23 protein-coding genes are annotated in these 20,450 nt (G+C 55.0%); 15 read left to right on the forward strand and 8 right to left on the reverse strand.

The genetic code is table 11. From position 1 onward, the window contains the following. The first annotated feature begins 1 nt into the window (after position 1). The 10 genes from RCCS2_RS09155 (at position 2) to RCCS2_RS09200 (ending at position 8,262) form a co-directional block, all read left to right on the forward strand. On the forward strand, positions 2–628 hold the full coding sequence (locus RCCS2_RS09155) for a chloramphenicol acetyltransferase (protein ID WP_008233556.1): 627 nt from the start codon (positions 2–4) through the stop codon (positions 626–628). Positions 629–702: 74 nt separating this feature from the next. Beyond that, positions 703–1,557 (forward strand): class I SAM-dependent methyltransferase, encoded by an 855-nt coding sequence (locus RCCS2_RS09160; RefSeq protein ID WP_008233557.1) that lies wholly within the window; start codon positions 703–705, stop codon positions 1,555–1,557. Between the two features lie 256 nt (positions 1,558–1,813). Beyond that, positions 1,814–3,487 carry a 30S ribosomal protein S1 gene (rpsA, locus tag RCCS2_RS09165; protein ID WP_269571768.1) on the forward strand — a complete coding sequence of 558 codons (1,674 nt, stop codon included), beginning with the start codon at positions 1,814–1,816 and terminating at the stop codon, positions 3,485–3,487. 438 nt (positions 3,488–3,925) lie between these two features. Continuing rightward, entirely contained in the window at positions 3,926–4,207 is a 282-nt protein-coding gene (gene ihfB / locus RCCS2_RS09170) for an integration host factor subunit beta (protein WP_008233560.1), read from the forward strand. Between the two features lie 82 nt (positions 4,208–4,289). Beyond that, a complete protein-coding gene (locus RCCS2_RS09175) occupies positions 4,290–4,646 on the forward strand; it encodes a lipopolysaccharide assembly protein LapA domain-containing protein (protein WP_008233562.1) in 357 nt (118 codons plus the stop codon). After that, positions 4,646–5,299 carry a phosphoribosylanthranilate isomerase gene (locus tag RCCS2_RS09180; RefSeq protein WP_008233563.1) on the forward strand — a complete coding sequence of 218 codons (654 nt, stop codon included), beginning with the start codon at positions 4,646–4,648 and terminating at the stop codon, positions 5,297–5,299. The genes RCCS2_RS09175 and RCCS2_RS09180 overlap by 1 nt, the downstream gene beginning before the upstream one ends. A gap of 92 nt (positions 5,300–5,391) precedes the next feature. Then, entirely contained in the window at positions 5,392–6,618 is a 1,227-nt protein-coding gene (gene trpB / locus RCCS2_RS09185) for a tryptophan synthase subunit beta (protein WP_008233564.1), read from the forward strand. A gap of 155 nt (positions 6,619–6,773) precedes the next feature. Continuing rightward, the gene (locus RCCS2_RS09190) at positions 6,774–7,265 is read left to right on the forward strand and encodes a PepSY domain-containing protein (RefSeq protein WP_008233566.1); all 492 of its coding nucleotides are present in this window, start codon (positions 6,774–6,776) and stop codon (positions 7,263–7,265) included. 165 nt (positions 7,266–7,430) lie between these two features. Further along, a complete protein-coding gene (locus tag RCCS2_RS18545) occupies positions 7,431–7,748 on the forward strand; it encodes a hypothetical protein (protein ID WP_008233567.1) in 318 nt (105 codons plus the stop codon). A 28-nt stretch (positions 7,749–7,776) separates the two neighbouring features. After that, positions 7,777–8,262, forward strand: coding sequence for a helix-turn-helix transcriptional regulator (locus tag RCCS2_RS09200; protein ID WP_037293988.1), 486 nt, complete (start codon positions 7,777–7,779; stop codon positions 8,260–8,262). On the opposite strand, the gene RCCS2_RS09205 is transcribed toward RCCS2_RS09200, so the two are convergent. The 3 genes from RCCS2_RS09205 to pth form a co-directional block, all read right to left on the reverse strand. After that, positions 8,251–8,634, reverse strand: coding sequence for a DUF2237 family protein (locus RCCS2_RS09205; RefSeq protein ID WP_008233570.1), 384 nt, complete (start codon positions 8,632–8,634; stop codon positions 8,251–8,253). The genes RCCS2_RS09200 and RCCS2_RS09205 overlap by 12 nt on opposite strands. Before the next feature lie 66 nt (positions 8,635–8,700). After that, positions 8,701–9,741: a DUF2332 domain-containing protein gene (locus tag RCCS2_RS09210; protein WP_008233574.1), complete on the reverse strand. Its 1,041-nt coding sequence runs from the start codon at positions 9,739–9,741 to the stop codon at positions 8,701–8,703. Continuing rightward, a complete protein-coding gene (pth, locus tag RCCS2_RS09215) occupies positions 9,738–10,412 on the reverse strand; it encodes an aminoacyl-tRNA hydrolase (RefSeq protein WP_008233575.1) in 675 nt (224 codons plus the stop codon). Before pth ends, RCCS2_RS09210 begins: the two co-directional genes overlap by 4 nt. Positions 10,413–10,568: 156 nt before the next feature. Between pth and RCCS2_RS09220 the strand changes: the two genes are divergently transcribed. Then, the gene (locus RCCS2_RS09220; protein ID WP_008233577.1) at positions 10,569–13,004 is read left to right on the forward strand and encodes a GcvT family protein; all 2,436 of its coding nucleotides are present in this window, start codon (positions 10,569–10,571) and stop codon (positions 13,002–13,004) included. Between the two features lie 69 nt (positions 13,005–13,073). On the opposite strand, the gene RCCS2_RS09225 is transcribed toward RCCS2_RS09220, so the two are convergent. Next, positions 13,074–13,739 (reverse strand): 50S ribosomal protein L25/general stress protein Ctc, encoded by a 666-nt coding sequence (locus tag RCCS2_RS09225; RefSeq protein WP_008233578.1) that lies wholly within the window; start codon positions 13,737–13,739, stop codon positions 13,074–13,076. A gap of 156 nt (positions 13,740–13,895) precedes the next feature. Between RCCS2_RS09225 and RCCS2_RS09230 the strand changes: the two genes are divergently transcribed. Then, a complete protein-coding gene (locus RCCS2_RS09230) occupies positions 13,896–15,035 on the forward strand; it encodes an MFS transporter (protein WP_037293990.1) in 1,140 nt (379 codons plus the stop codon). A 78-nt stretch (positions 15,036–15,113) separates the two neighbouring features. Here RCCS2_RS09230 and RCCS2_RS09235 read toward each other — a convergent pair whose 3' ends face one another. From RCCS2_RS09235 to trpA, 3 genes are all read right to left on the reverse strand, one after another. Next, the gene (locus tag RCCS2_RS09235) at positions 15,114–15,371 is read right to left on the reverse strand and encodes a hypothetical protein (protein ID WP_008233580.1); all 258 of its coding nucleotides are present in this window, start codon (positions 15,369–15,371) and stop codon (positions 15,114–15,116) included. A 246-nt stretch (positions 15,372–15,617) separates the two neighbouring features. Then, on the reverse strand, positions 15,618–16,781 hold the full coding sequence (locus tag RCCS2_RS09240; RefSeq protein ID WP_008233581.1) for an alpha-hydroxy acid oxidase: 1,164 nt from the start codon (positions 16,779–16,781) through the stop codon (positions 15,618–15,620). An 86-nt stretch (positions 16,782–16,867) separates the two neighbouring features. After that, the gene (gene trpA, locus RCCS2_RS09245) at positions 16,868–17,659 is read right to left on the reverse strand and encodes a tryptophan synthase subunit alpha (protein ID WP_008233584.1); all 792 of its coding nucleotides are present in this window, start codon (positions 17,657–17,659) and stop codon (positions 16,868–16,870) included. Positions 17,660–17,796: 137 nt separating this feature from the next. Between trpA and ychF the strand changes: the two genes are divergently transcribed. From ychF to RCCS2_RS09260, 3 genes are read left to right on the forward strand one after another with little or no spacing between them, the layout of a single operon-like run. Then, a complete protein-coding gene (ychF, locus tag RCCS2_RS09250) occupies positions 17,797–18,894 on the forward strand; it encodes a redox-regulated ATPase YchF (protein ID WP_008233585.1) in 1,098 nt (365 codons plus the stop codon). Positions 18,895–18,952: 58 nt separating this feature from the next. Beyond that, entirely contained in the window at positions 18,953–19,177 is a 225-nt protein-coding gene (locus RCCS2_RS09255; RefSeq protein ID WP_008233586.1) for a MazE family transcriptional regulator, read from the forward strand. Beyond that, a complete protein-coding gene (locus tag RCCS2_RS09260) occupies positions 19,174–19,548 on the forward strand; it encodes a type II toxin-antitoxin system death-on-curing family toxin (protein WP_008233587.1) in 375 nt (124 codons plus the stop codon). Before RCCS2_RS09255 ends, RCCS2_RS09260 begins: the two co-directional genes overlap by 4 nt. Here RCCS2_RS09260 and RCCS2_RS09265 read toward each other — a convergent pair. Then, positions 19,545–20,393: a DMT family transporter gene (locus tag RCCS2_RS09265; RefSeq protein WP_008233588.1), complete on the reverse strand. Its 849-nt coding sequence runs from the start codon at positions 20,391–20,393 to the stop codon at positions 19,545–19,547. The two genes, RCCS2_RS09260 and RCCS2_RS09265, sit on opposite strands and share 4 nt — an antisense overlap. Between the last annotated feature and the right edge of the window lie 57 nt (positions 20,394–20,450).

The following is a 20,450-nucleotide window of genomic DNA, read 5'->3' on the forward strand; positions in this document are numbered from 1 at the left end:
TATGACATACAAAACCGTTGACTTGGAAACATGGCCGCGCGCGGCGCAGTTTCACTTTTTCCGCACGTATCAGCAGCCGCATTATGCGACGACGACACGATTGGATGTAACCCACCTGATGGCGCGTAAGTCAGCGGGTGTGTCGCCGTATCGCGCCTGTCTTTATGCGATTGGTGCAGGCATCCACAAAGTGCCAGAGCTTTGCATGCGCTTTCGCGACAATGTGGTTGTTGCGCATGATATGATTACGTTGTCGATGACTGTCCCGACAGAAGCGGGCACCTTTGGCTACGCTTATGTCCCCTATGTGCCAGAATTTGCCAAGTTTGATGCGCAAGCCAAATCACTGATCACAGACGTCGCCAAAGGTGGCGTGTTGCAGGCCAACAGCGGAGAGCGTGATGATCTGGCGTATCTGTCTTGCATGCCTTGGCTGGATTATACCGCTATCAACAATGCTTTACCCGGGCCGGATGACTGCATCCCTCGGGTAAGTTGGGGCAAGATTGTCGAACGGAACGGGCGCTGGGACATGGCGATGACGCTAGAGGTGCATCATGCGCTGGTGGATGGTGCGCAGGTCGGCGCGTATTTTGACGCGGTACAGCAGGCGCTGGCAGAAATTTGAACGCCGGTGCTGACTGCGCCCCGTCTGGCAGCTTTTTTCTTTCGTAACTGCGTTCTTTCGATTACCGAAAAGAAATGGCGCACAAAAAGATAGATACACGAAGTCTCGGACTGGATGTTGGTCTGAATTTCTCAAAATGGCTGACGGGTGCAGAGAACCTGCATTATGGCTACTGGCCGGGGCTTGAGGTTTGTGCCGCAAATTTTGGTGCGGCGCAGGTTGCCTATACGGATTTGGTGTTTCAGCGCCTGCCGCAAGCGCCATGCCGCATCCTTGATATTGGTGGCGGTGCGGGAGAAACGGCGCGCAAATTGATTGCCTTGGGCCATCAGGTTGAGATTGTGATACCCAGCGCTTTTCTTGCTGAACGCTGCCGCGCGAATGCACCAGAGGCTGTTGTTCACGAGACGACGTTTCAAGACGCACAGCTGTCAGGCCCGTTTGATGTGTGCCTGTTTTCAGAAAGCTTTCAATACATTCCGCTGGATCAGGGGGTTGCAAAGTGCCTGTCCTTGCTGAAACCAGATGGTCGCATCGTCATTGCAGATTGTTTTCGCAGTGAAACTTTTGCGTCAGATGCAGTTCAGGCAACGGTAGGAGGCGGGCACCCGATTGCGGCATTCCGTGATCTTGTGCAGTCTACCGGTCTACATGTCAGTCAAGAGGTTGATATCACCCACGAAGTTGCCCCTTCTATTGATCTTGAGCAGGGGTTGTTCAATGTGATCGGGTATGCGGGCAAGCGCATTGATGCGGAGCTTAGCGCGCGTCGGCCACGCGTGCGCGGCATCGCCCACTGGATCATGCGTCGCTTGATCAGTGCGCGAAAACGGGCGCGACTTGATCAGCGGTTGAACCAGCAGACACGCAATGCGGCCCATTTTACTGCGAATAATACGTACCTCGTGCTAGTCTTGACACGTACATGATCTGCGTATTCGTAGCGTTGATCCCAACCTCTTTGACGTAGCAAAACCCCTTGCATCATTGGTGAATCCCCCCTATACGCGCGGCTGTCGAAGTGTCGAGACAGGCGCGGACGTGAGACTTGAGCGGGGTCGGTGAGCAACCGGCCCTGTTGTTTTATGTTCCGCGAGAGCACTTGCGACCAAACCGAAACCACAAAGACCGGCGGACACAACCGCTCGGCCCGTATAAAACCAAACGTTAGGAAAACGACGCCACATGGCTAACACAATGGAAGAGTTTGAAGCACTCCTGAATGAAAGCTTCGAAATGGACACACCCGCTGAAGGGTCAGTTGTCAAAGGCAAGGTTATCGCAATCGAAGCGGGCCAAGCCATCATCGACGTGGGCTACAAGATGGAAGGCCGCGTAGATATCAAAGAATTCGCAAATCCCGGTGAAGAGGCTGAACTGGCCGTTGGTGACACTGTTGAAGTGTTCCTGCGCCAAGTTGAAAACGCCCGCGGCGAAGCTGTTATCTCTCGTGAGATGGCGCGCCGTGAAGAAGCATGGGATCGTCTGGAAAAAGCATATGCTGACGAAGAGCGCGTCGATGGCGCAATCTTTGGCCGCGTCAAAGGTGGTTTCACTGTGGATCTTGGCGGCGCTGTTGCGTTCTTGCCGGGCTCGCAAGTGGACGTCCGCCCCGTACGTGATGCCGGCCCCTTGATGGGTCTCAAGCAGCCATTCCAGATTTTGAAAATGGACCGTCGTCGTGGCAACATCGTTGTGTCCCGTCGTGCCATCCTTGAAGAATCACGTGCCGAACAGCGCGCCGAAGTCATCGGCAACCTGACCGAAGGCCAGGAAGTTGACGGCGTTGTCAAGAACATCACCGAATACGGTGCGTTTGTTGACTTGGGCGGTGTTGACGGTCTGTTGCACGTCACTGACATGGCATGGCGCCGTGTGAATCACCCATCCGAGATCCTGACCATTGGTGAAACGATCAAGGTGCAGGTCATCAAGATCAACAAAGAAACTCACCGTATCAGCCTTGGCATGAAGCAGCTGCAGGACGATCCTTGGGATGCTGTTGAAGCCAAGTTCAGCCTCGGTTCCGTCCATCAGGGTCGCGTCACAAACATCACCGACTATGGTGCGTTTGTTGAGCTGGAAGCCGGTGTTGAAGGTCTGGTGCACGTGTCTGAAATGTCCTGGACAAAGAAGAACGTCCACCCCGGCAAGATCGTGTCTACTTCGCAGGAAGTCGAAGTCATGGTTTTGGAAATTGACAGCGCCAAGCGTCGTGTTTCCCTTGGCCTGAAGCAGACACAGCGCAACCCATGGGAAGTCTTTGCAGAGCAGTTCCCTGAGGGCACTGAGGTCGAAGGCGAAGTCAAGAACATCACCGAATTCGGTCTGTTTGTTGGCCTTGAAGGCGACATCGACGGCATGGTTCACCTGTCTGACCTGACATGGGAAGGCCGCGGCGAAGACGTCATCGGTGATTTCCGCAAAGGTGACGTGGTTCAGGCCAAAGTTGCTGAAGTCGACGTTGAGAAGGAACGCATTTCGCTGTCCATCAAGGCGCTTGACGGTGACCCATTCGCAGAAGCCGTTGGCGGCGTGAAGCGCGGTTCGATCATCACTGTTGAAGTGACCAAGATCGAAGATGGCGGCATCGAAGTTGACTATGAAGGTGCCAAATCCTTCATCCGTCGTTCCGATCTGTCCCGTGACCGTGCCGAGCAGCGCCCAGAGCGTTTCGGCGTTGGCGATAAAGTCGACGTGCGCGTCACCAACATCGACAGCAAAACACGCAAACTGGGTCTGTCGATCAAGGCACGCGAGATTGCAGAAGAGAAGGAAGCGGTTGAGCAGTATGGCTCCAGCGATTCCGGTGCGTCCTTGGGTGATATCCTTGGTGCGGCGCTGAAGGGCGACGACTAAGTCTGACCTGATGCTTTGAAAAAGAAAGCCCCGCCGCAGATATCTGCGGCGGGGCTTTTTCATGTCAGAAGGTGAAAGCTAACATGCTGGTCGCCAGAGCGATGTGGTAACTGCCGTCTGCACGTTAATGACGTGGGCCGCGTTGACGGTTGGATCGGCACCAAAGCTGGAAGCCATACGACATACGACCCAGCTATTTTCTTAGGAAAAAGTATGACGCCGAATCGTCATCTTTTGACTGCGCATAAAGGGGCATCAGCTGATCATTTCGCGGGTTAATGCTACGATTTTCTAAAGATTGATGTCGTGAAAGACCGTTTTTTGTCGAAAAACGGTAGAAACCTGCTATTTCGCCGAGGCTCAAAAATGCCTATAGTCTTTTGATAAGCGGGAACAAACCTGCAATATGTATTTGCTTGCTGGTTGGGAGGCCAAATTATGATCCGTTCTGAACTGATCCAGAAACTCGCCGACGAAAACCCCCATCTTTATCAGCGCGATGTTGAGCGTATCGTGAACACGATTTTTGAAGAAATTATAGAAGCTATGGCACGTGGTGACCGGGTGGAACTGCGCGGCTTTGGTGCCTTTTCTGTTAAGAAACGCGATCAGCGTATTGGCCGCAACCCGCGGACGGGCGAAGCGGTTGAAGTTGACGAAAAGCATGTGCCGTTTTTTAAGACAGGCAAATTGCTGCGCGATCGTTTGAACGGTAGTTAGGCGGAAGGCCGCGCGTCAGTCACACTGACTTAAATCTGTAAAAGCGGTTCACCGTATGGACGAACTGCGGTAGGATCAGCTTATGAAAACGATACGCTATGCTTTTTGGGCCGTTGTGGGCCTTTGTTTGATCCTGATTGGCCTTGCAAACCGGGATATTGTCACGGTGCGCGCCATGCCCGAAGCCTTGGGCGACCTTCTTGGACTGTCGCCTGACGTGCAGCTGCCTTTGTTTGTGGTCATTTTTATTGGCGTTGGTGCTGGTCTGATGATCGGGTTTTTGTGGGAATGGGTGCGCGAGCATCGCATACGCGCAGACGCCCGCAGCAAAGCGCGTGAGGTGGAAAGCCTGCGCCGCGAGGTGGACCAACTGCGCGGTGCGGCTGCGGGTGCCAAAAGCGATGATGACGTTTTGGCATTGCTTGAAAAGACCGGCTAATGCCTTCCGAAACACGGGTGAAGATATGCGGGCTGCGTGATGTGGCCGCGCTGGACGCTGCTGTCGGGGCAGGGGCCAATTATGTTGGACTTGTCTTTTTTCCCAAATCACCTCGCAACGTCAGTATCGCGGAGGCGGCCGTTATCGCACAGGCCACGCCGCCGGGTGTGGCCAAAGTTGCCTTGGTCGTCGACGCAGATGACGCTTTGCTGGACGCGATCACTGCGCAGGTTCCACTGGATATCCTGCAACTGCATGGTCACGAGACACCGGCGCGTGTGCGTGAAATTCGCGCGCGCTATGGGCTGCCCGTCATGAAAGCGGTTGGTGTGGCGGATGAGGATGATCTGGCCGCACTCGATACTTACGCGGCGGTGGCAGACCAGATTTTGGTCGATGCCAAACCACCCAAGGATGCTGATCTGCCGGGTGGTAACGGTTTGTCATTTGACTGGCGTTTGATTGCTGGTCGCCGCTGGCCTGTGCCGTGGATGCTGGCAGGTGGTTTAACGCCTGACAATGTGCGCGAAGCGATTGCACGCACAGGTGCGACGCAGGTCGATGTATCCTCTGGGGTTGAGGCGGCACCTGGGGTCAAGGATGCAGAACGTATTGCTGCGTTTTGTGCGGCGGCGCATTCAGACCCGGATTGAACCAGTGCAGTTTCCGTCTGCGACCGGATGGCTGCTTTACCATTCTGGCTGGATTAGCTAGGTCTGACAGGCACAAAAACAGCAGGTGTCTCATGGCCAACGATCTCTTTAACAGCTTCATGACCGGTCCCGATGAAAAGGGCCGCTTCGGCGACTTTGGCGGGCGTTTTGTGTCTGAAACATTGATGCCACTGATCCTTGAGCTGGAAGAGCAATATGAACACGCCAAGACGGATGAAACATTCTGGGCCGAAATGCACGATCTATGGACGCACTATGTTGGTCGTCCCAGCCCGCTATATTACGCGGAGCGCCTGACAGAGCATTTGGGCGGTGCCAAGATTTACCTGAAGCGTGATGAGCTGAACCACACTGGCGCCCATAAGATCAATAATGTGCTGGGGCAGATCATCCTTGCCCGCCGGATGGGCAAGACGCGTATTATTGCTGAAACTGGTGCAGGGCAGCATGGTGTGGCAACCGCAACGGTCTGTGCAAAGTTTGGGCTCAAGTGCATCGTTTATATGGGCGCGCATGATGTTGAACGGCAGGCCCCGAATGTGTTTCGGATGCGTCTGCTGGGGGCCGAAGTGGTCGCTGTCACCTCTGGTCGTGGTACGTTGAAGGATGCGATGAACGACGCGTTGCGCGACTGGGTGACCAATGTGCGCGACACGTTCTACTGCATTGGCACCGTTGCTGGGCCGCACCCATATCCTGCCATGGTCCGCGATTTTCAGGCCATTATCGGCAAGGAAACCAAGGAACAAATGCAGGCTGCCGAAGGCCGTTTGCCCGACACACTGATCGCCGCGATTGGTGGTGGGTCAAATGCCATGGGCCTTTTTTACCCATTTCTGGACGATAAAGACGTCAACATCATCGGGGTAGAGGCCGGCGGCAAAGGTGTGAACGCCAAGATGGAACATTGCGCGTCACTTACGGGCGGTCGTCCCGGGGTGCTGCATGGTAATCGCACGTATTTGTTGCAGGATGATGTAGGCCAGATCCTTGAGGGGTTCAGCATTTCGGCGGGTCTTGATTACCCCGGTATTGGGCCGGAACATGCGTGGCTGCATGACATTGGACGCGCACAATATGTTGCGATCACCGATGTAGAGGCATTGGAGGCGTTTCAGCTTTGCTGTGCGCAAGAAGGGATCATACCTGCGCTAGAACCATCGCATGCTTTGGCGCATGTGATGAAGATCGCGCCCGAGCTGCCTAAGGATCATCTGCTTGTCATGAATATGTGTGGGCGCGGCGACAAAGACATCTTTACTGTGGCCAAGCACCTTGGCTTTGACATGAAAACCTAGCCGAGAAGGACCTAAACTAAAGTTTAGGTCCTTCTTTATCGGGTTTATGTCATCCACAATAAACGCATTGTGGATAGCGTTAGGTTATGCTTCGGCGTTTGATCCGGGTGAACGGTACACACGGTGTGTGCTGATTACCTTAGGAGCAATGACCAATGAAGAATATTTTATTATCGACTACAGCCGTGTTTGCGTTGACGACAGGTGCCGCACACGCGCAATCTATCGCTGAGCAAGTGATCTCGGCACTTCAGGCAGAAGGGTATGAAAGCATCGAAGTGACAAACGGCCCAACGCAGGTCAAAGTCGAAGCGGTCCGTGATAACCGCAAGCTAGAAGCGGTTTATGATCGGGCGACCGGTGCAATTCTTGAACAAGAAGTTGGGTCTCTTGATGATGATGATGACGATGATGATGACATCGAACCGGGCGTAACCATCGAAGACGACGACGATGACTTCGTTGATTTCGACGACGACGACGAAGACGACGAAGACGAAGACGACGACGATGATGACGATGACGACGACGACGATGATGGCGGCGACGATGATGATGACGACGACGATGATGATGATGACGACGACGATGATGATGATGACGGTGATGACGATGATGATGACGATGACGATGATGATGAAGACTAAGCGTGTGCTGACGGCCTTGTGATGCTAAAGAGGGCCGCCATATGTTTCGCACTCATAGGGACGCCGCAGTTTGCGGCGGCCCATCCGTGCAGATCAAATTGTGACCAGCTGCAAGGCAAGCTTTTCAGGATCACATTACAGCGCACATGGCTGGGCCGCGTTCGCGTGGTTGCGCGTCGTGATGATTTGCAACGTGAATTGGTTTTCAACCCACAGACTGGGGAAATCCTTCGGGACTATTGGCGAACGACTGATGCCGATGATGACCGGAAAAAAGATGCACCCCGCATCTTTAACCCCGGGGGAGGATCATCGGATAACGACGACGATGACGATGACGACGATGATGACGACGATGATGACGATGATGATGACGACGATGATGATGACGACGATGATGACGATGATGACGACGATGACGATGATGACGATGACGATGATGACGATGACGACGACGATGACGACGATGGGGACGATGATTGATCCGGTCTGATCAAAAAGGGGCCGATTGTTGAAAGGTCAATGGACTGTCGCATTGATCGTCGCGGTGCAGCTTTTATGCGCCGTCTTTTTCGTATCCCAGATCATCGGATCAATATTGGGTGTCGCACCGATCAGTTGGCAACTTTATGAACTGGTCGAATTGGGCGCAGCGCTTGGGCTTTTGCTGGGTGTGGGCTTTGGTTGGGTCGTTCTACGCCGGACAATGGCCCGAAATGTCGTGATCGAAGACCAGCTGAGGCTGGCCTCTGGTGCTTTTATGGATGTGCTGGAGGAACGGTTTGCAGCATGGGCGCTTACACCGGCTGAACGCGATGTCGCACTGTTTGCGATCAAGGGCATGTCCACACAAGAGATTGCAGCACTGCGCGAAGTCAGCGAAGGCACGATCAAGGCGCAGACCAACGCGATTTATCGCAAAGCGGACGTGTCCGGGCGCACACAGCTACTGAGCCTTTTTATTGATGATCTGATGGAAGCGTCGTCAACCAGCTGATGTGCCCACCGCATATTCCCGTAGAATATCAATTGAGACGATTTCCAGCGCACGTACATGGGTGGCATGCAAATTGACCTGTGGCGCGCATCCTTCCTCATGCGCTTGCAGAAAGCGACTTGCGCAAAGGCACCAGCCATCACCCGCTTTTAACCCGGGAAATCCGTATTCGGGCCGCGGTGTGCTGAGGTCATTGCCAACATATTTTGAAAAGGCGAGGAATTCGTCGGTCATTACCGCGCACACCGTATGACTGCCCTGGTCCGCCGCGCATGTGTCACAGGCGCCATTGCGGAAGAACCCGGTCATAGGGGCGGTTGAGCAGTCAGCCAGCGCACTGCCAAGCACATTGAATGAAGGGTCTTTTTCCATCAGATACGCGCCTTTCCTTGTTTGCAATGAATGTAGGTTTGTCAGATAAAATTGCCACGCCTGACCTTAGGCAGCGCCGCGATCAGCCCATGCAATCCATCGCCCGTGAAAATCCGCCCGACCCAGATCAAGCGTCACGTTCCCCGGCCAAAGCCGCAAGGTCAACGCCGCCCCGTGCCCGCTGTTGTCATTTTCCATACCAAACCATGCCAACGGCGTATCTGCCGTTGCTGACTTGCCGGCCTCTTCGATCAAGGCTGTGCCTTCGGCCTGCTTTGCTGCGGGAAAGTACTGCCATGCGACGGTGCTGTAGATCAAATGGGTCTGCCCCTTCACATGCGTCAAACGCGGTTTGATCCAGTCAATTGCGTCACCTTGATCCACTGGCGTCTGCGCAGTTGCAATGGCCGCGCGGGTCAAGGTCAGCCGTTCTGGTTGATCCGGCCAAAGATAGGCTTGCAGGCGCAAGGCCTGATCGGGGTGTGCAGGGTTCAAGGGGTTCAGGTCCACCCCGCCGCGTGATGCGATCGTCACCGCTGTATCTGGCGGGTATGGTCCGGTCCAGTCTGGCGCCAGCGTCAGGGCAGGATCACTGGCACCACGGGTCGTATCCCCCAATTGCAGGGCGTAAGCATCCCAATGCAGGTTGAGGCCACCGCTGGCCCCCAGTTCTGATGTGCGCAGGGGCAGCCCAAAGCGATCCGCCAGCAAATGCCCTACAGGGATCAACGCGGCTGACCGCCGTACTTCGTTGGTTTGCGGCGCGCTGTCCAACCATGCGTTGATATGATCAGCGTCAGCCACAAGCGCCCTGCTGACGGCATTCCAAAGCTGTGTGTCGCTGACGATATTGGGCGGGTACACCTGCCTAAGCCCCACGTGCCCTAACAGATGAAGCGCATGTAGCGCACCAGCCAGCCGCAAAGGCACAGATTGCCCGGCAGGGCTGATGTCCCCTTGCCACGCAAAGATGCGATCCCTGACCGACCCTTCCGGCCATTCCATTGTGCCACAAAGCGCCATCAGCCGTTCCATGAAGGGCGAGCCCAGATTGGCGCAGGCCTTGGATTGGTAAAGAAACGCCTCTTGAATTGCAGGGGGCGTCAACGGAACCTGTCCACAAGCTTTTGAACGGCAGAACGTGTATCCGGTTCCGGTTCTGGCGCAGGTGGCGTTGCTTTTGGTTTTGGCGCTGACTTGGATGAACGCGGCGGGGCCACACGCAACGCGATTGCATTAAGAAATTTGCCACCATCGCCTGCGATCAGATCGGCAATGCCGTCGCTGATCCCGCGTAGTGCGTCATCCAGCCATTCTGCATCGGCTTTGGGGAAATCGCGCAGAACATAACCCGGCACGGCATCTTTATGTCCCGGATGCCCGACGCCCATGCGCACGCGGTCATAGTCCGGCCCGATATGTCCGTGGATCGACCGCAGACCGTTGTGTCCTGCATGTCCGCCGCCAGTTTTCAGGCGCACTTTGCCGGGGGCCAGATCAATTTCGTCATGGAACACAATGATGTCGTCGGACGCGAGTTTGAGATAGCGCATCGCTTCGCCGACGGACTGACCAGACAGGTTCATAAAGGTTTCAGGTTTCAGCAGTGTCACCCGCTCTGACCCAAAGCGCCCATCGCAGGTTTGTCCCTGAAACTTGGATCGCCAGCCGCTGAACCCATGGTCCGCTGCGATCCGGTCCAGTGCCATATAGCCGATGTTGTGACGGTTCTGCGCATATTTTGCGCCGGGATTTCCAAGGCCAACAAGTAATTTCATGAGGGCAACCTATCTTATGCCGCAGTGCAGCGCCAGAGCGTGATTTTTGAGGATCACACCCTGGTTGCAACAGATGACGATGATGCAGGCTTGCTTGTTTGGTGAAATGCATGAAAATGAAGCGATAGCCTTCATTTTCGAACAAAGGAAAACGGCATGAAAACGCGGACCAAGGCCGTTGTGATCGGGGGCGGCATTGCGGGCTGTTCAACTATTTATCACCTGACCCAAGAAGGCTGGACCGACGTGGTGCTGGTGGAACGGAACGAGCTGACCTCTGGTACAACTTGGCATTCGGCGGCGCAGGTCACCAACTTTGGTATGAACCAGACGATGGTGGGGCTGAAGACGCATTCGATTGCGCTTTATAAGGAACTTGCGGACGATCCGGACTATCCCATCAACTATCATCATGGTGATGGCGGTATCCGCCTGGCTAATACAGACGCGCAGATGCAGGGCTATCGGCATTTTGCGTCCATGGCGCGTGGCATGGATGTGGAATTTGAAGTCATCGACGCCGCCGAATGCGCGCGGCGTCATCCGCTGATTTCTACTGATAACCTTTTGGGCGGTCTATGGGATCCGATGGATGGCGACATTGACCCAGCCCAACTGTGTCAGGCGCTTGCCCGCCGCGCGCGCAAGGCGGGGGCCGAGGTTTACCGCAATACGCCGGTGACAGGGCTGACCCAACACAAGGATGATACCTGGACCGTACATACCGAGCATGGCGATATTGATTGCGATGTGGTGGTGAACGCAGGTGGATATCGCGTGAACGAAGTGGGTACGATGATGGGCGTGCAGCATCCTGTTGTGTCAATGGAACACCAGTATTTCCTGACCGAGGAGATCCCCGCCATCAAAGAGGCAGGCCACCGCATGCCGCTGCTGCGTTGCCCGATCAGTGACTACTATTGCCGTCAGGAAAAGAACGGGTTGCTTTTGGGGTTCTATGAGCAGGATTGCAAAACATGGGGTATGGATGGGATCGACCCGAACTTTGTGAATGCGCTGTGCCCGGATGATCTGGATCGCGTGACAGATGTGCTGGAAGGGGCGTTTGCGCGTATGCCCGCGTTGATGGAAACAGGTATTCATACGGTCGTGAACGGGCCGATTACCTACACGATTGATGGTGCGCCGTTGGTCGGGCCCATTCCCGGCAAGCGGAATGCGTTCTGCATCATCGGCCTGCGGGCTGGTCTGGGCGAGGGCGGGGGGCACGGTTGGTTGCTGGCCCAGCAAATCGTGCATGGCGAGGCGTGCTATGACACATGGTGTATTGATCCAAGGCGCTTTACGGGGCACGCAAACGTTGAGATGACGGCGCTGAAGGCGATTGAGGATTACCAAAACGAATTCCGCTTTCACTTTCCACACGAAAACCGGCCTGCGGGACGGCCTGCGAAGACAACGCCTTTGACGCCCATTCTGGCGGCGGAAGGTGCGGAATTTACCGTCGTAAACGGATGGGAGCGGATGGATTACATTAAGCCCGCGCCGGACTTCCATCCTGCGTTGGATTTCCATTTTGATGAGAGCTTTGATGTCATCGCGGCTGAGGTTCGAAATGTACAAGAAAATGTGGGTTTGTGTGAGGTAAACGGCTTTAATCGGTTCGAAATTACCGGTGCTGATCGTCATCAATTTCTTGACCGCATGTTCTGTGGTGCTGTGACCAAACGTGATGGTCGCGTTGGCCTTGGCTATCTGCTGAACGATCATGGCATGATCAAAGGCGAAGCGACCATCGCGAACCTGCCTGCATCAGACCGCGGCCCGGCGCGGGTTTGGTATGGCTCTGCCGCAGCGTCTGAATACCACGACATGGATTGGCTGAAGGCGCATGTTGCGGCGGATGAGGACGTGCAAATCAAAAGCCTGACCAATGATCAGACGATCCTTGTGCTGGCAGGGCCAAAGTCGCGCGATGTATTGCAGGCGGTCAGTCGCGGCGATTGGTCAAAAGAGGCCTTTCCTTGGCTATCGGTGCGCGAATGCTTCATTGGGTTCGCGCCTGCGACGGTGTTGGGTGTCAGTTTCAGTGGTGAGTTGGCTTATGAAATCCACGTGCCGAACGCATCGCTTTATGCGGTCTATCTGGCATTACGCGAGGCGGGTAAAGACCATGGTTTGCGGCTGTTCGGTGCGCGCGCTGTTGATGCGATGCGCATGGAGAAAGGGTTCTTGCATTGGAAGGCGGACCTGATCACCGAGTTTACGCCTTATGAGACGGGTTTGGATCGCTTCGTGCGTGCAGATAAAGCGAATTTCATCGGCAAGAATGCATTGGCCAAACAGCATGCCCAAGGGTTGCGTAAAAAGCTCGTGACGTTGCAGATCGACGCGACCCATGCACCTGCCTATGGCGGTGGGTCCTTGATGTTGGATGGCAACGTTGTTGGCACGATCACATCTGGAGACTGGGGGCATCGGGTTGGAATGAACCTCGCCTATGCCTTTGTGAAACCAGAATTGGCCGCGGTCGGCAGTACGATGCAATTGGACCTGCTGGGGGATTTGGTTGGCGCAAAGGTAATTGCGCCGTCACCCTATGATCCCGGTTTTGATCTGATGCGCAGCTAACCGACATTTCCACTGGAAAAGGGCACCCCAATCCGGGATGCCCTTTCGAAATCAAAGCCGCAGCGTTGATTATTCTTGGGAATCTTCTTCTTCGTCGCCAGTTGTTGGCACTTCGTCTGCTGCAACCTCTTCGCCGTCTTCCTCATCATCGTCAGCCAGCAAAGCGCGTGGCGCCTGTACGTTGGCGATGACAAAGTCGCGGTCGGTGATCGCAGGTGTCGCACCTTCGGGCAGCGTAACATCGCTGATGGAAATGGTGTCGCCGATTTCGACTTCAGTCAGATCAATCTCAATGTGCTCAGGGATGTCGCCAGCCAGCACGTTCAATTCAACTTCATTCCGGACCACGGTCAGAACGCCGCCCTTCTTCACACCGGGGCATGTTTCCGCATTCAGGAACTCAACCGGGATAAAGATGTTCACACGGCTTGTACGCTTAAGACGCATCAGGTCGATGTGTGTTGGCAGGTCCTTGACCACGTCGCGCTGAACGCCACGACAGATCACACGGACATCTTCTTCGCCCTCAATCTTGAGGTTGTGCAGCGTGGACATAAAGCCACCCTTGCGCAGTTTCGTGAGAAGGTAGTTGAATGGGATGATAATGGATTGCGGATCTGCGCCGCCACCATAAACAATGCCAGGTACGTCGCCGTCACGGCGAGCTTGGCGGGCGGCCCCCTTGCCTGTCCCCGCGCGTACCTTGGCGTTCAGATCTGGGATCTTTCCAGCCATAGTATAATTCCTTAATGTAGGGGCCCGCCTCCAAGGGTGTCCGAGCCCGATGAAGCCCGCCGTATAGGGGCATTGTGTCAGTTTGAAAAGAGGTTTTATCGCCACTTGATGATTTGGAACTTGCTTTGGGAAAAAATGGCATGCACGCCTGCGAACATGTCAGTTTTGAACGCACTTTCCTTGTCCCGCCGTCCTGCCGCCGCCTTTGTTGTTGTCGGTATGTTTTGGGGGTGTTTCGCCGCCTATGTCCCGGTCATCAAAGACCAGCTGGGCGCTTCCGACGCCTTGTTCGGCACACTTTTGCTGGGGTCTGCGACAGGGCTCGTTTCGGCAATGTGGCTGGCCCCGCGGGCAGATCGCATACTGGGTGCGCGCGGTATGCAGGTGGGGGCGGCAATGTTGGCGTTGGCGTGGCTGTTGCCAGGACAGGTGACTGTGCCGCTGGTCTTTGCCGCAACGATGGCGTTTGTCGGATTGGCGTCCGGCCTGCTGGACGTCGTGATGAACGCGCGGGTCAGTGAGTTGGAGGCGAAACATGCGCGCCCTTTGATGAACGCCAATCATGCGATGTTTTCTGTGGCTTATGCGGTCGGTGCCCTGATCGTCGGGTTCACGCGCGAGGCTGGTTTGCCGCCCACGCCAGTTTTCGCGGGCTTTGGTGTTATTGCCTTGCTTGCATTGCCTTTGATGCGGATGGACGTCACCTATGTTGATGCAGAGGCAGGCTATGCCGGGAAATACCCACTTTGGCCGATTGTGCTTTGCGGCGCCATCGTGCTGGTTGCTTTCATGTCAGAGGCCACGGTCGAAGCTTGGTCTGCCTTGCATGTTGAGCGGACCTTGGGTGGTGGTGCAGCCGAGGGTGCACTGGGCCCGGCCATGTTGGGGATCACCATGGCTGTCGGGCGCTTTTCGGGTCAGGCTGTCGCCGAACGTCTGCGTGATGTGCCCCTTGTCATAGGGGCTTCAATAATTTCTGCGACGGGGGCGGTGATTGCGGCTTTGGCACCGTCACCACTGCTGGCGTACCTTGGGTTTGGTATTCTTGGTTTGGGTGTCTCTGTGATCGGGCCCATCGGACTGGCGCTGGTTGGGAAACTGGTCGCGCCGCATCTGCGCACAGAGGCGATCAGCCGGACCGCCGTTATTGGCTTTTCGGGATTCTTTTTTGCACCCATGCTGATGGGGCTGCTGTCCGAGGCATTTGGCCTGAGGGTGGCATTTCTGGCTGTGGCCTTGTTGCTGCTAAGCGTATTGCCTTTGGCTGTTGTCGTGCGGCGCATCGCAAGGTTTTAATGGCTCACGCCGCATAAAAAAGGGCAGCAACCATACTGGTGCTGCCCTTGGGTAGAAGCGTCGTTTTACAATCAGCGATTAGCGCTGGCCTTGCGGCCCACCGTTGTCAGTCGGGGTTGGGTCATCATCATCGTCGTCATTGACTGCCGCAGCAATCAATAGGGCTGCAAGAACGCCGACCACGATGTATGTTGGGTTCACGGAGGAGTTAGGAGCCGGTGCCATTTCTGCTTCCATCACAGGCGCTTCGACGATCTCATCGGCCAGACCGCCGGCAAAGGTGGATGTTGCGCAGATGGCGATAGCGGCAGCATAGGCTGTTGCTTTGATAAACATGTGATGTTTCCTTAATCGTTGTTTCGTCTTCTAATAAATGTCGCTTTGATGGGCGCAAAATCACACAAGTTACGAAAACGTCAATGCTTTATTGCATTGAGCGATACTAAGCTGCGGAGCTGGATTTGACGCTGCGTAGAAACAAGCAACTCTTGGTCGTAACGAATTGCGCTCGCTTATGACGCACGGACAAGGCATTTGAAGATTATGTATTCGCGACTTGGCCCGGGAATGACTTGCGCATTTTTACTGCCATCGCCCCTCAAAATTCTCGGGTACGAGCAGGATATCGCGGTCCAGTTCTTTGACGTCACGCCGCCCGCAAAGCGCCATGGTCGTATCCAGTTCTTTGTGGATAACCTCAAGGGCGGTCTTCACACCCTTTTCCCCCATCGCCCCCAACCCATTGACGAACGCCCGTCCGATATATGTGCCCTTCGCACCCATAGCGAGTGCTTTCAGAACATCCTGGCCGGACCTGATGCCACTGTCGAGGTGGACCTCAACCTTGTCACCAACCGCATCCATAATGGCCGGCAAGGCACGGATTGAAGACAACGCGCCATCAAGCTGACGACCACCATGATTTGAAACGATGATCGCGTCGGCACCCAATTCGGCAGCCTTCTTGGCATCTTCTACATCCAATATGCCTTTCAGGATCACCGGACCGCCCCACATCTTCATCAGTTCTGCGACCCGGTTCCAATCCAACGCAGGATCAAACGCCTCGGCCGTCCAAGATGCCAGCGAAGAAGGATCGGATACGCCTTTGGCGTGCCCCACGATATTGCCAAAGAAACGGCGGGGTGTGCCCAGCATTTCAAGCCCCCATGACCATTTCGTTGCAAGGTCAGCCATGCTTGCAAGCGTAAATTTTGGCGGCGCAGATAGCCCGTTTTTCAGATCTTTGTGTCGCTGCCCCATGATTTGCAGATCAAGGGTGATGACCATCGCCGAACACCACGCATCGCGCGCCCGGTCAAACAGGCGCTGCATGAAATCATTGTCCTTCAGGGTATAGACCTGAAACCAAAACGGTTTGTTGGTTTTGGCCGCCACATCTTCGATCGAGCAGATCGACATGGTAGACAGTGTAAAAGGAACACCGAACTTTTCGGCCGCCCGTGCTGCCTTGATTTCGCCATCGGCGCATTGCATGCCTGTCAGACCGACAGGGGCGAGTGCCACAGGCATGGACACATCCTGTCCGATCATCTGGCTGGCCGTGGTCCGGTTTGTCATATCAACCGCGATGCGCTGGCGCAGACGGATCAAATCAAAATCAGAGGTATTCTCGCGGAATGTCTGTTCGGTCCAACTGCCACTTTCGGCGTAGTCGTAGAACATCTTGGGCGTGCGACGCTTATGAAGCCGCTTTAGATCAGCAATTGTTGTGATGACAGGCATGGCGACTTCCTTGAATTGGTAATTATTTGTTACCGATTTAAGGGGTTTGTGCAAGAGCCTGCTTTGATGTGGATCAATGGGGGGTACTAGCCCCTGTGCGTGCCGTCAGCCAAAGATTTCACAAATGCCAGTACGTCCGCCACGCTTTCGTCTGCGCCGATCTTTTCCACAATGGCAGAGCCGACAACAGCGCCATCAGCAATCCTGGCAATCGCTTCGGCGGCATCCGGTGTCTTGATCCCAAAGCCAACGATTACGGGCAGATCGGTCTGTGCCTTGATGCGTGCAACCTCTGGGCCGACGTCACCTGCCTGCGCTTCGGCAGTGCCGGTGATGCCCGTGACAGACACATAATAAACAAAGCCTGACGTATTTTGCAGTACAGTCGGCAATCGCTTGTCATCGGTGGTTGGGGTGGCAAGGCGGATAAAGTTGATGCCTGCTTTCTGCGCGGGGATACATAGTTCGTCATCTTCTTCGGGGGGCAGGTCGACGATGATCAAACCGTCAATACCGGCCTCTTTGGCATCAACCAGAAATGCATCGACCCCGCGCGAATAGATCGGGTTGTAATAGCCCATCATCACAATCGGCGTGGTGTCGTCTTCTTTGCGCAGCTCGCGGGCGTATTGCAGCGTCTTTTCCAGATCCTGCCCGGATTCCAATGCGCGCTGACCGGCCAATTGAATCGTCGCACCGTCCGCCATCGGGTCCGTAAACGGCATTCCCAACTCGATGATATCTACGCCGGCGGCGGGCAGGCCTTTGACGATTTCAAGACCTTTGTCATAGTCGGGATCACCCGCCATGACGTAAGCCACAAAAGCTTTCTTCGCCTCGCTACGCAACTGCGCAAATTTTGCGTCGATTCTGCTCATTTTTGTCCCCGGTCTGCAAACTTGCTGTGGTGTGCTTGAAGGTAGACGGAAAATCAATGGCAGAGTGCGCCTCCCATGCGCTTGCGCCTGTCGTCTGCGCGCCCTAGAAGCGCGTTCAGGATCAAAGGAGAGCTGTGATGGGTTTCAAGATGGGTATTGTGGGTTTGCCAAACGTGGGCAAATCGACGCTGTTTAACGCGCTGACCAAGACGGCCGCGGCGCAAGCGGCGAACTTTCCGTTTTGCACCATCGAACCCAATGTCGGTGATGTTGCCGTGCCGGATGCGCGGCTTGATAAACTGGCGGCGATTGCGTCGTCCAAGCAGATCATTCCGACGCGGATGACCTTTGTCGATATTGCCGGCCTTGTGAAGGGTGCCAGCAAAGGCGAAGGGCTGGGCAACCAGTTTCTGGCGAATATCCGCGAATGCGATGCGATTGCCCATGTGCTGCGCTGTTTTGAGGATGATGATATTACCCATGTCGAAGGCCGCGTTGACCCTGTTGAAGATGCCGAAGTGATCGAAACCGAACTGATGCTGGCTGATTTGGAAAGCATCGAAAAGCGGCTCCAGAACCTGGTGCGCAAGGTACGTGGTGGCGACAAAGAAGCAGTACAGCAGGTCAAGTTGTTGGAGCTGGCGCAGGCGGCATTGGAAAATGGCAAACCAGCCCGCACTGTTGAGGTGGATGACGACGACGCAAAAGCATGGAAAATGCTGCAACTGCTAACCACAAAGCCCGTTCTTTACGTCTGCAATGTTGAAGAAGACAGTGCCGGGTCCGGTAACAGCCAATCAGCGCGTGTCGCAGAAATGGCGGCTGCACAGGGCAATTCCCACGTCGTGATTTCAGCGCGGATCGAGGAAGAGATCAGCCAGTTAGAGGCTGAAGAGGCCGAGATGTTTCTTGAAGAAATGGGTCTTGAAGAAGCCGGTCTCGATCGTCTGATCCGCGCAGGTTACGAATTGCTGCATCTACAGACCTACTTTACCGTGGGCCCGAAAGAGGCGCGCGCATGGACCATCAAGGAAGGCACCTCAGCGCCGCAAGCGGCGGGTGTCATTCATGGCGATTTTGAGCGGGGCTTTATCCGGGCCGAAACGATTGCCTATGATGACTTTGTGACGCTGGGCGGCGAACAACCTGCCAAGGAAGCGGGCAAGATGCGCGCCGAAGGCAAGGCTTATATCGTCAAAGACGGCGATGTGATGCATTTCCTGTTCAATACATAAGGCCTTCTTGATTTTTGGAATATACGTTTGTATATACTGTAAATAAAGGAGATGCCCCATGTTTGAGACTAAGATTCGTAAAGTCGGAAATTCAGCTGTTCTGACATTGTCGAAAGAGGCTTTGGCCGTCTTGGATGCCGCTGAAGGCGACACGATCTATCTGGTGCGTACCGATGACGGCAGTTTGGCATTGCGCAGGCATGAGGATGATTTTGCCGATGCGATGCGTGCAGCAGAAGATGTGATGGATGAGAACAGGAAAGCCTTACAGGCGCTGGCATGACTGATCCGGTCTGGCTGCCGATTGAAGTCGTCTACGTTGTTCATGATCGCCAAATTACCCGCCATGGCGGCACACCTGGCATTCGGGATAAAGCGCTTATTGAAATGGGATGTGCGAGGCCCTTGAACTTTTGGGCTTACGGCAAGCCTGATCTGTATGATATGGCGGCAGGCTATGCTTTTGGCATTGCAAAGGCGCATGGGTTTATTGACGGCAATAAGCGCACAGCCCTTGTGGCTGCTATTACCTTTTTGCGCTTGAACAAGGTCAATTTTCTACCGGATCAGGTTGAGGCGGTGCGCATGATGGAAGGTCTTGCCGACGACACTGTGCCTGAAGCTGAATTCGCGCGCTGGCTGCGTGACGCCTAAGGTTTTGCCAGGCGCAGCAATGCGGCGCCGATAAGCACGGTCATTGTTGAAAAGACCTTCATCAGGTCCAACCGTTCTTTCAAAAAGAAGACGCCGATCAGCAGGGCAAAGACGATGCTGGTTTCCCGCAAGGCCGTGACCAACGCGATAGGGGCTTGTGTAAAGGCCCATGTCACAATCGCATATGCGATGAACGATGCCCCGCCGCCGATCCAGAACAGCTTGTGACCGGTTTGCCAAAGTTTGCCATATGTCTGCGGTGCACGTACCGCAACGATGGCCACGAGTGCGATGTTGTTGCCAATAGCCAGCCATCCAAAATATGCCAGTGACGTGCCGCCAGCACGCGCACCCATCCCGTCGACAATGGAATAACCGGCGATAAAGCAGCCCGTAATCAGTGCAAACACCGCCGCCTTGCCATTGCGCAACCCATCAGCGCGACGCACGAGCGCGAGGCTGACAATGCCGACCCCGATGATAAGAACGGCAAGAAGCTCTGTGCCTTTCAAAGTCACCCCAAGCATCGTGATTGATACAAAAGCCACGATCAACGGGGCAGATCCGCGCGCAATCGGATACACTTGGGTCAGGTCGCCCGCGCTGTAGGAATAAAGCAGAAAAAGCTGGTAGCCCAAGTGCAACAATATGCCAGCGGCCAGATAAGGCAGGGCGTCAGCCCCAAGCGGAGGTGCCACCAGAATAGCCACAATCGCAAAAGGTGTGTGCCCGAACATCACGGCCGTCAGCGACACCAATTTGTCCGCGCCGTTTTTGACAAGCGCATTCCACGCCGCATGCAAAACGGCGGCCCCGATGACGGCTAGAAAAACGGTGATTGTCACGGGGGGCTCCCTTTGGTCGCACGATGTGCGTGTGAAGCCACTTAAGCTGAGATCATG

Source organism: Roseobacter sp. CCS2, from assembly GCF_000169435.1.
GTDB lineage: Bacteria > Pseudomonadota > Alphaproteobacteria > Rhodobacterales > Rhodobacteraceae > Yoonia.

Bases quoted from the DNA above. Each gene is read 5' to 3' on its own strand.
- RCCS2_RS09155 (WP_008233556.1), top strand. From the start codon at position 2: ATGACATACAAAACCGTTGACTTGGAAACATGGCCGCGCGCGGCGCAG.
- RCCS2_RS09160 (WP_008233557.1), top strand. From the start codon at position 703: ATGGCGCACAAAAAGATAGATACACGAAGTCTCGGACTGGATGTTGGT.
- rpsA (WP_269571768.1), top strand. From the start codon at position 1,814: ATGGCTAACACAATGGAAGAGTTTGAAGCACTCCTGAATGAAAGCTTC.
- ihfB (WP_008233560.1), top strand. From the start codon at position 3,926: ATGATCCGTTCTGAACTGATCCAGAAACTCGCCGACGAAAACCCCCAT.
- RCCS2_RS09175 (WP_008233562.1), top strand. From the start codon at position 4,290: ATGAAAACGATACGCTATGCTTTTTGGGCCGTTGTGGGCCTTTGTTTG.
- RCCS2_RS09180 (WP_008233563.1), top strand. From the start codon at position 4,646: ATGCCTTCCGAAACACGGGTGAAGATATGCGGGCTGCGTGATGTGGCC.
- trpB (WP_008233564.1), top strand. From the start codon at position 5,392: ATGGCCAACGATCTCTTTAACAGCTTCATGACCGGTCCCGATGAAAAG.
- RCCS2_RS09190 (WP_008233566.1), top strand. From the start codon at position 6,774: ATGAAGAATATTTTATTATCGACTACAGCCGTGTTTGCGTTGACGACA.
- RCCS2_RS09205 (WP_008233570.1), bottom strand. From the start codon at position 8,634: ATGGAAAAAGACCCTTCATTCAATGTGCTTGGCAGTGCGCTGGCTGAC.
- pth (WP_008233575.1), bottom strand. From the start codon at position 10,412: ATGAAATTACTTGTTGGCCTTGGAAATCCCGGCGCAAAATATGCGCAG.
- RCCS2_RS09220 (WP_008233577.1), top strand. From the start codon at position 10,569: ATGAAAACGCGGACCAAGGCCGTTGTGATCGGGGGCGGCATTGCGGGC.
- RCCS2_RS09225 (WP_008233578.1), bottom strand. From the start codon at position 13,739: ATGGCTGGAAAGATCCCAGATCTGAACGCCAAGGTACGCGCGGGGACA.
- RCCS2_RS09230 (WP_037293990.1), top strand. From the start codon at position 13,896: ATGTCAGTTTTGAACGCACTTTCCTTGTCCCGCCGTCCTGCCGCCGCC.
- RCCS2_RS09235 (WP_008233580.1), bottom strand. From the start codon at position 15,371: ATGTTTATCAAAGCAACAGCCTATGCTGCCGCTATCGCCATCTGCGCA.
- RCCS2_RS09240 (WP_008233581.1), bottom strand. From the start codon at position 16,781: ATGCCTGTCATCACAACAATTGCTGATCTAAAGCGGCTTCATAAGCGT.
- trpA (WP_008233584.1), bottom strand. From the start codon at position 17,659: ATGAGCAGAATCGACGCAAAATTTGCGCAGTTGCGTAGCGAGGCGAAG.
- ychF (WP_008233585.1), top strand. From the start codon at position 17,797: ATGGGTTTCAAGATGGGTATTGTGGGTTTGCCAAACGTGGGCAAATCG.
- RCCS2_RS09255 (WP_008233586.1), top strand. From the start codon at position 18,953: ATGTTTGAGACTAAGATTCGTAAAGTCGGAAATTCAGCTGTTCTGACA.
- RCCS2_RS09260 (WP_008233587.1), top strand. From the start codon at position 19,174: ATGACTGATCCGGTCTGGCTGCCGATTGAAGTCGTCTACGTTGTTCAT.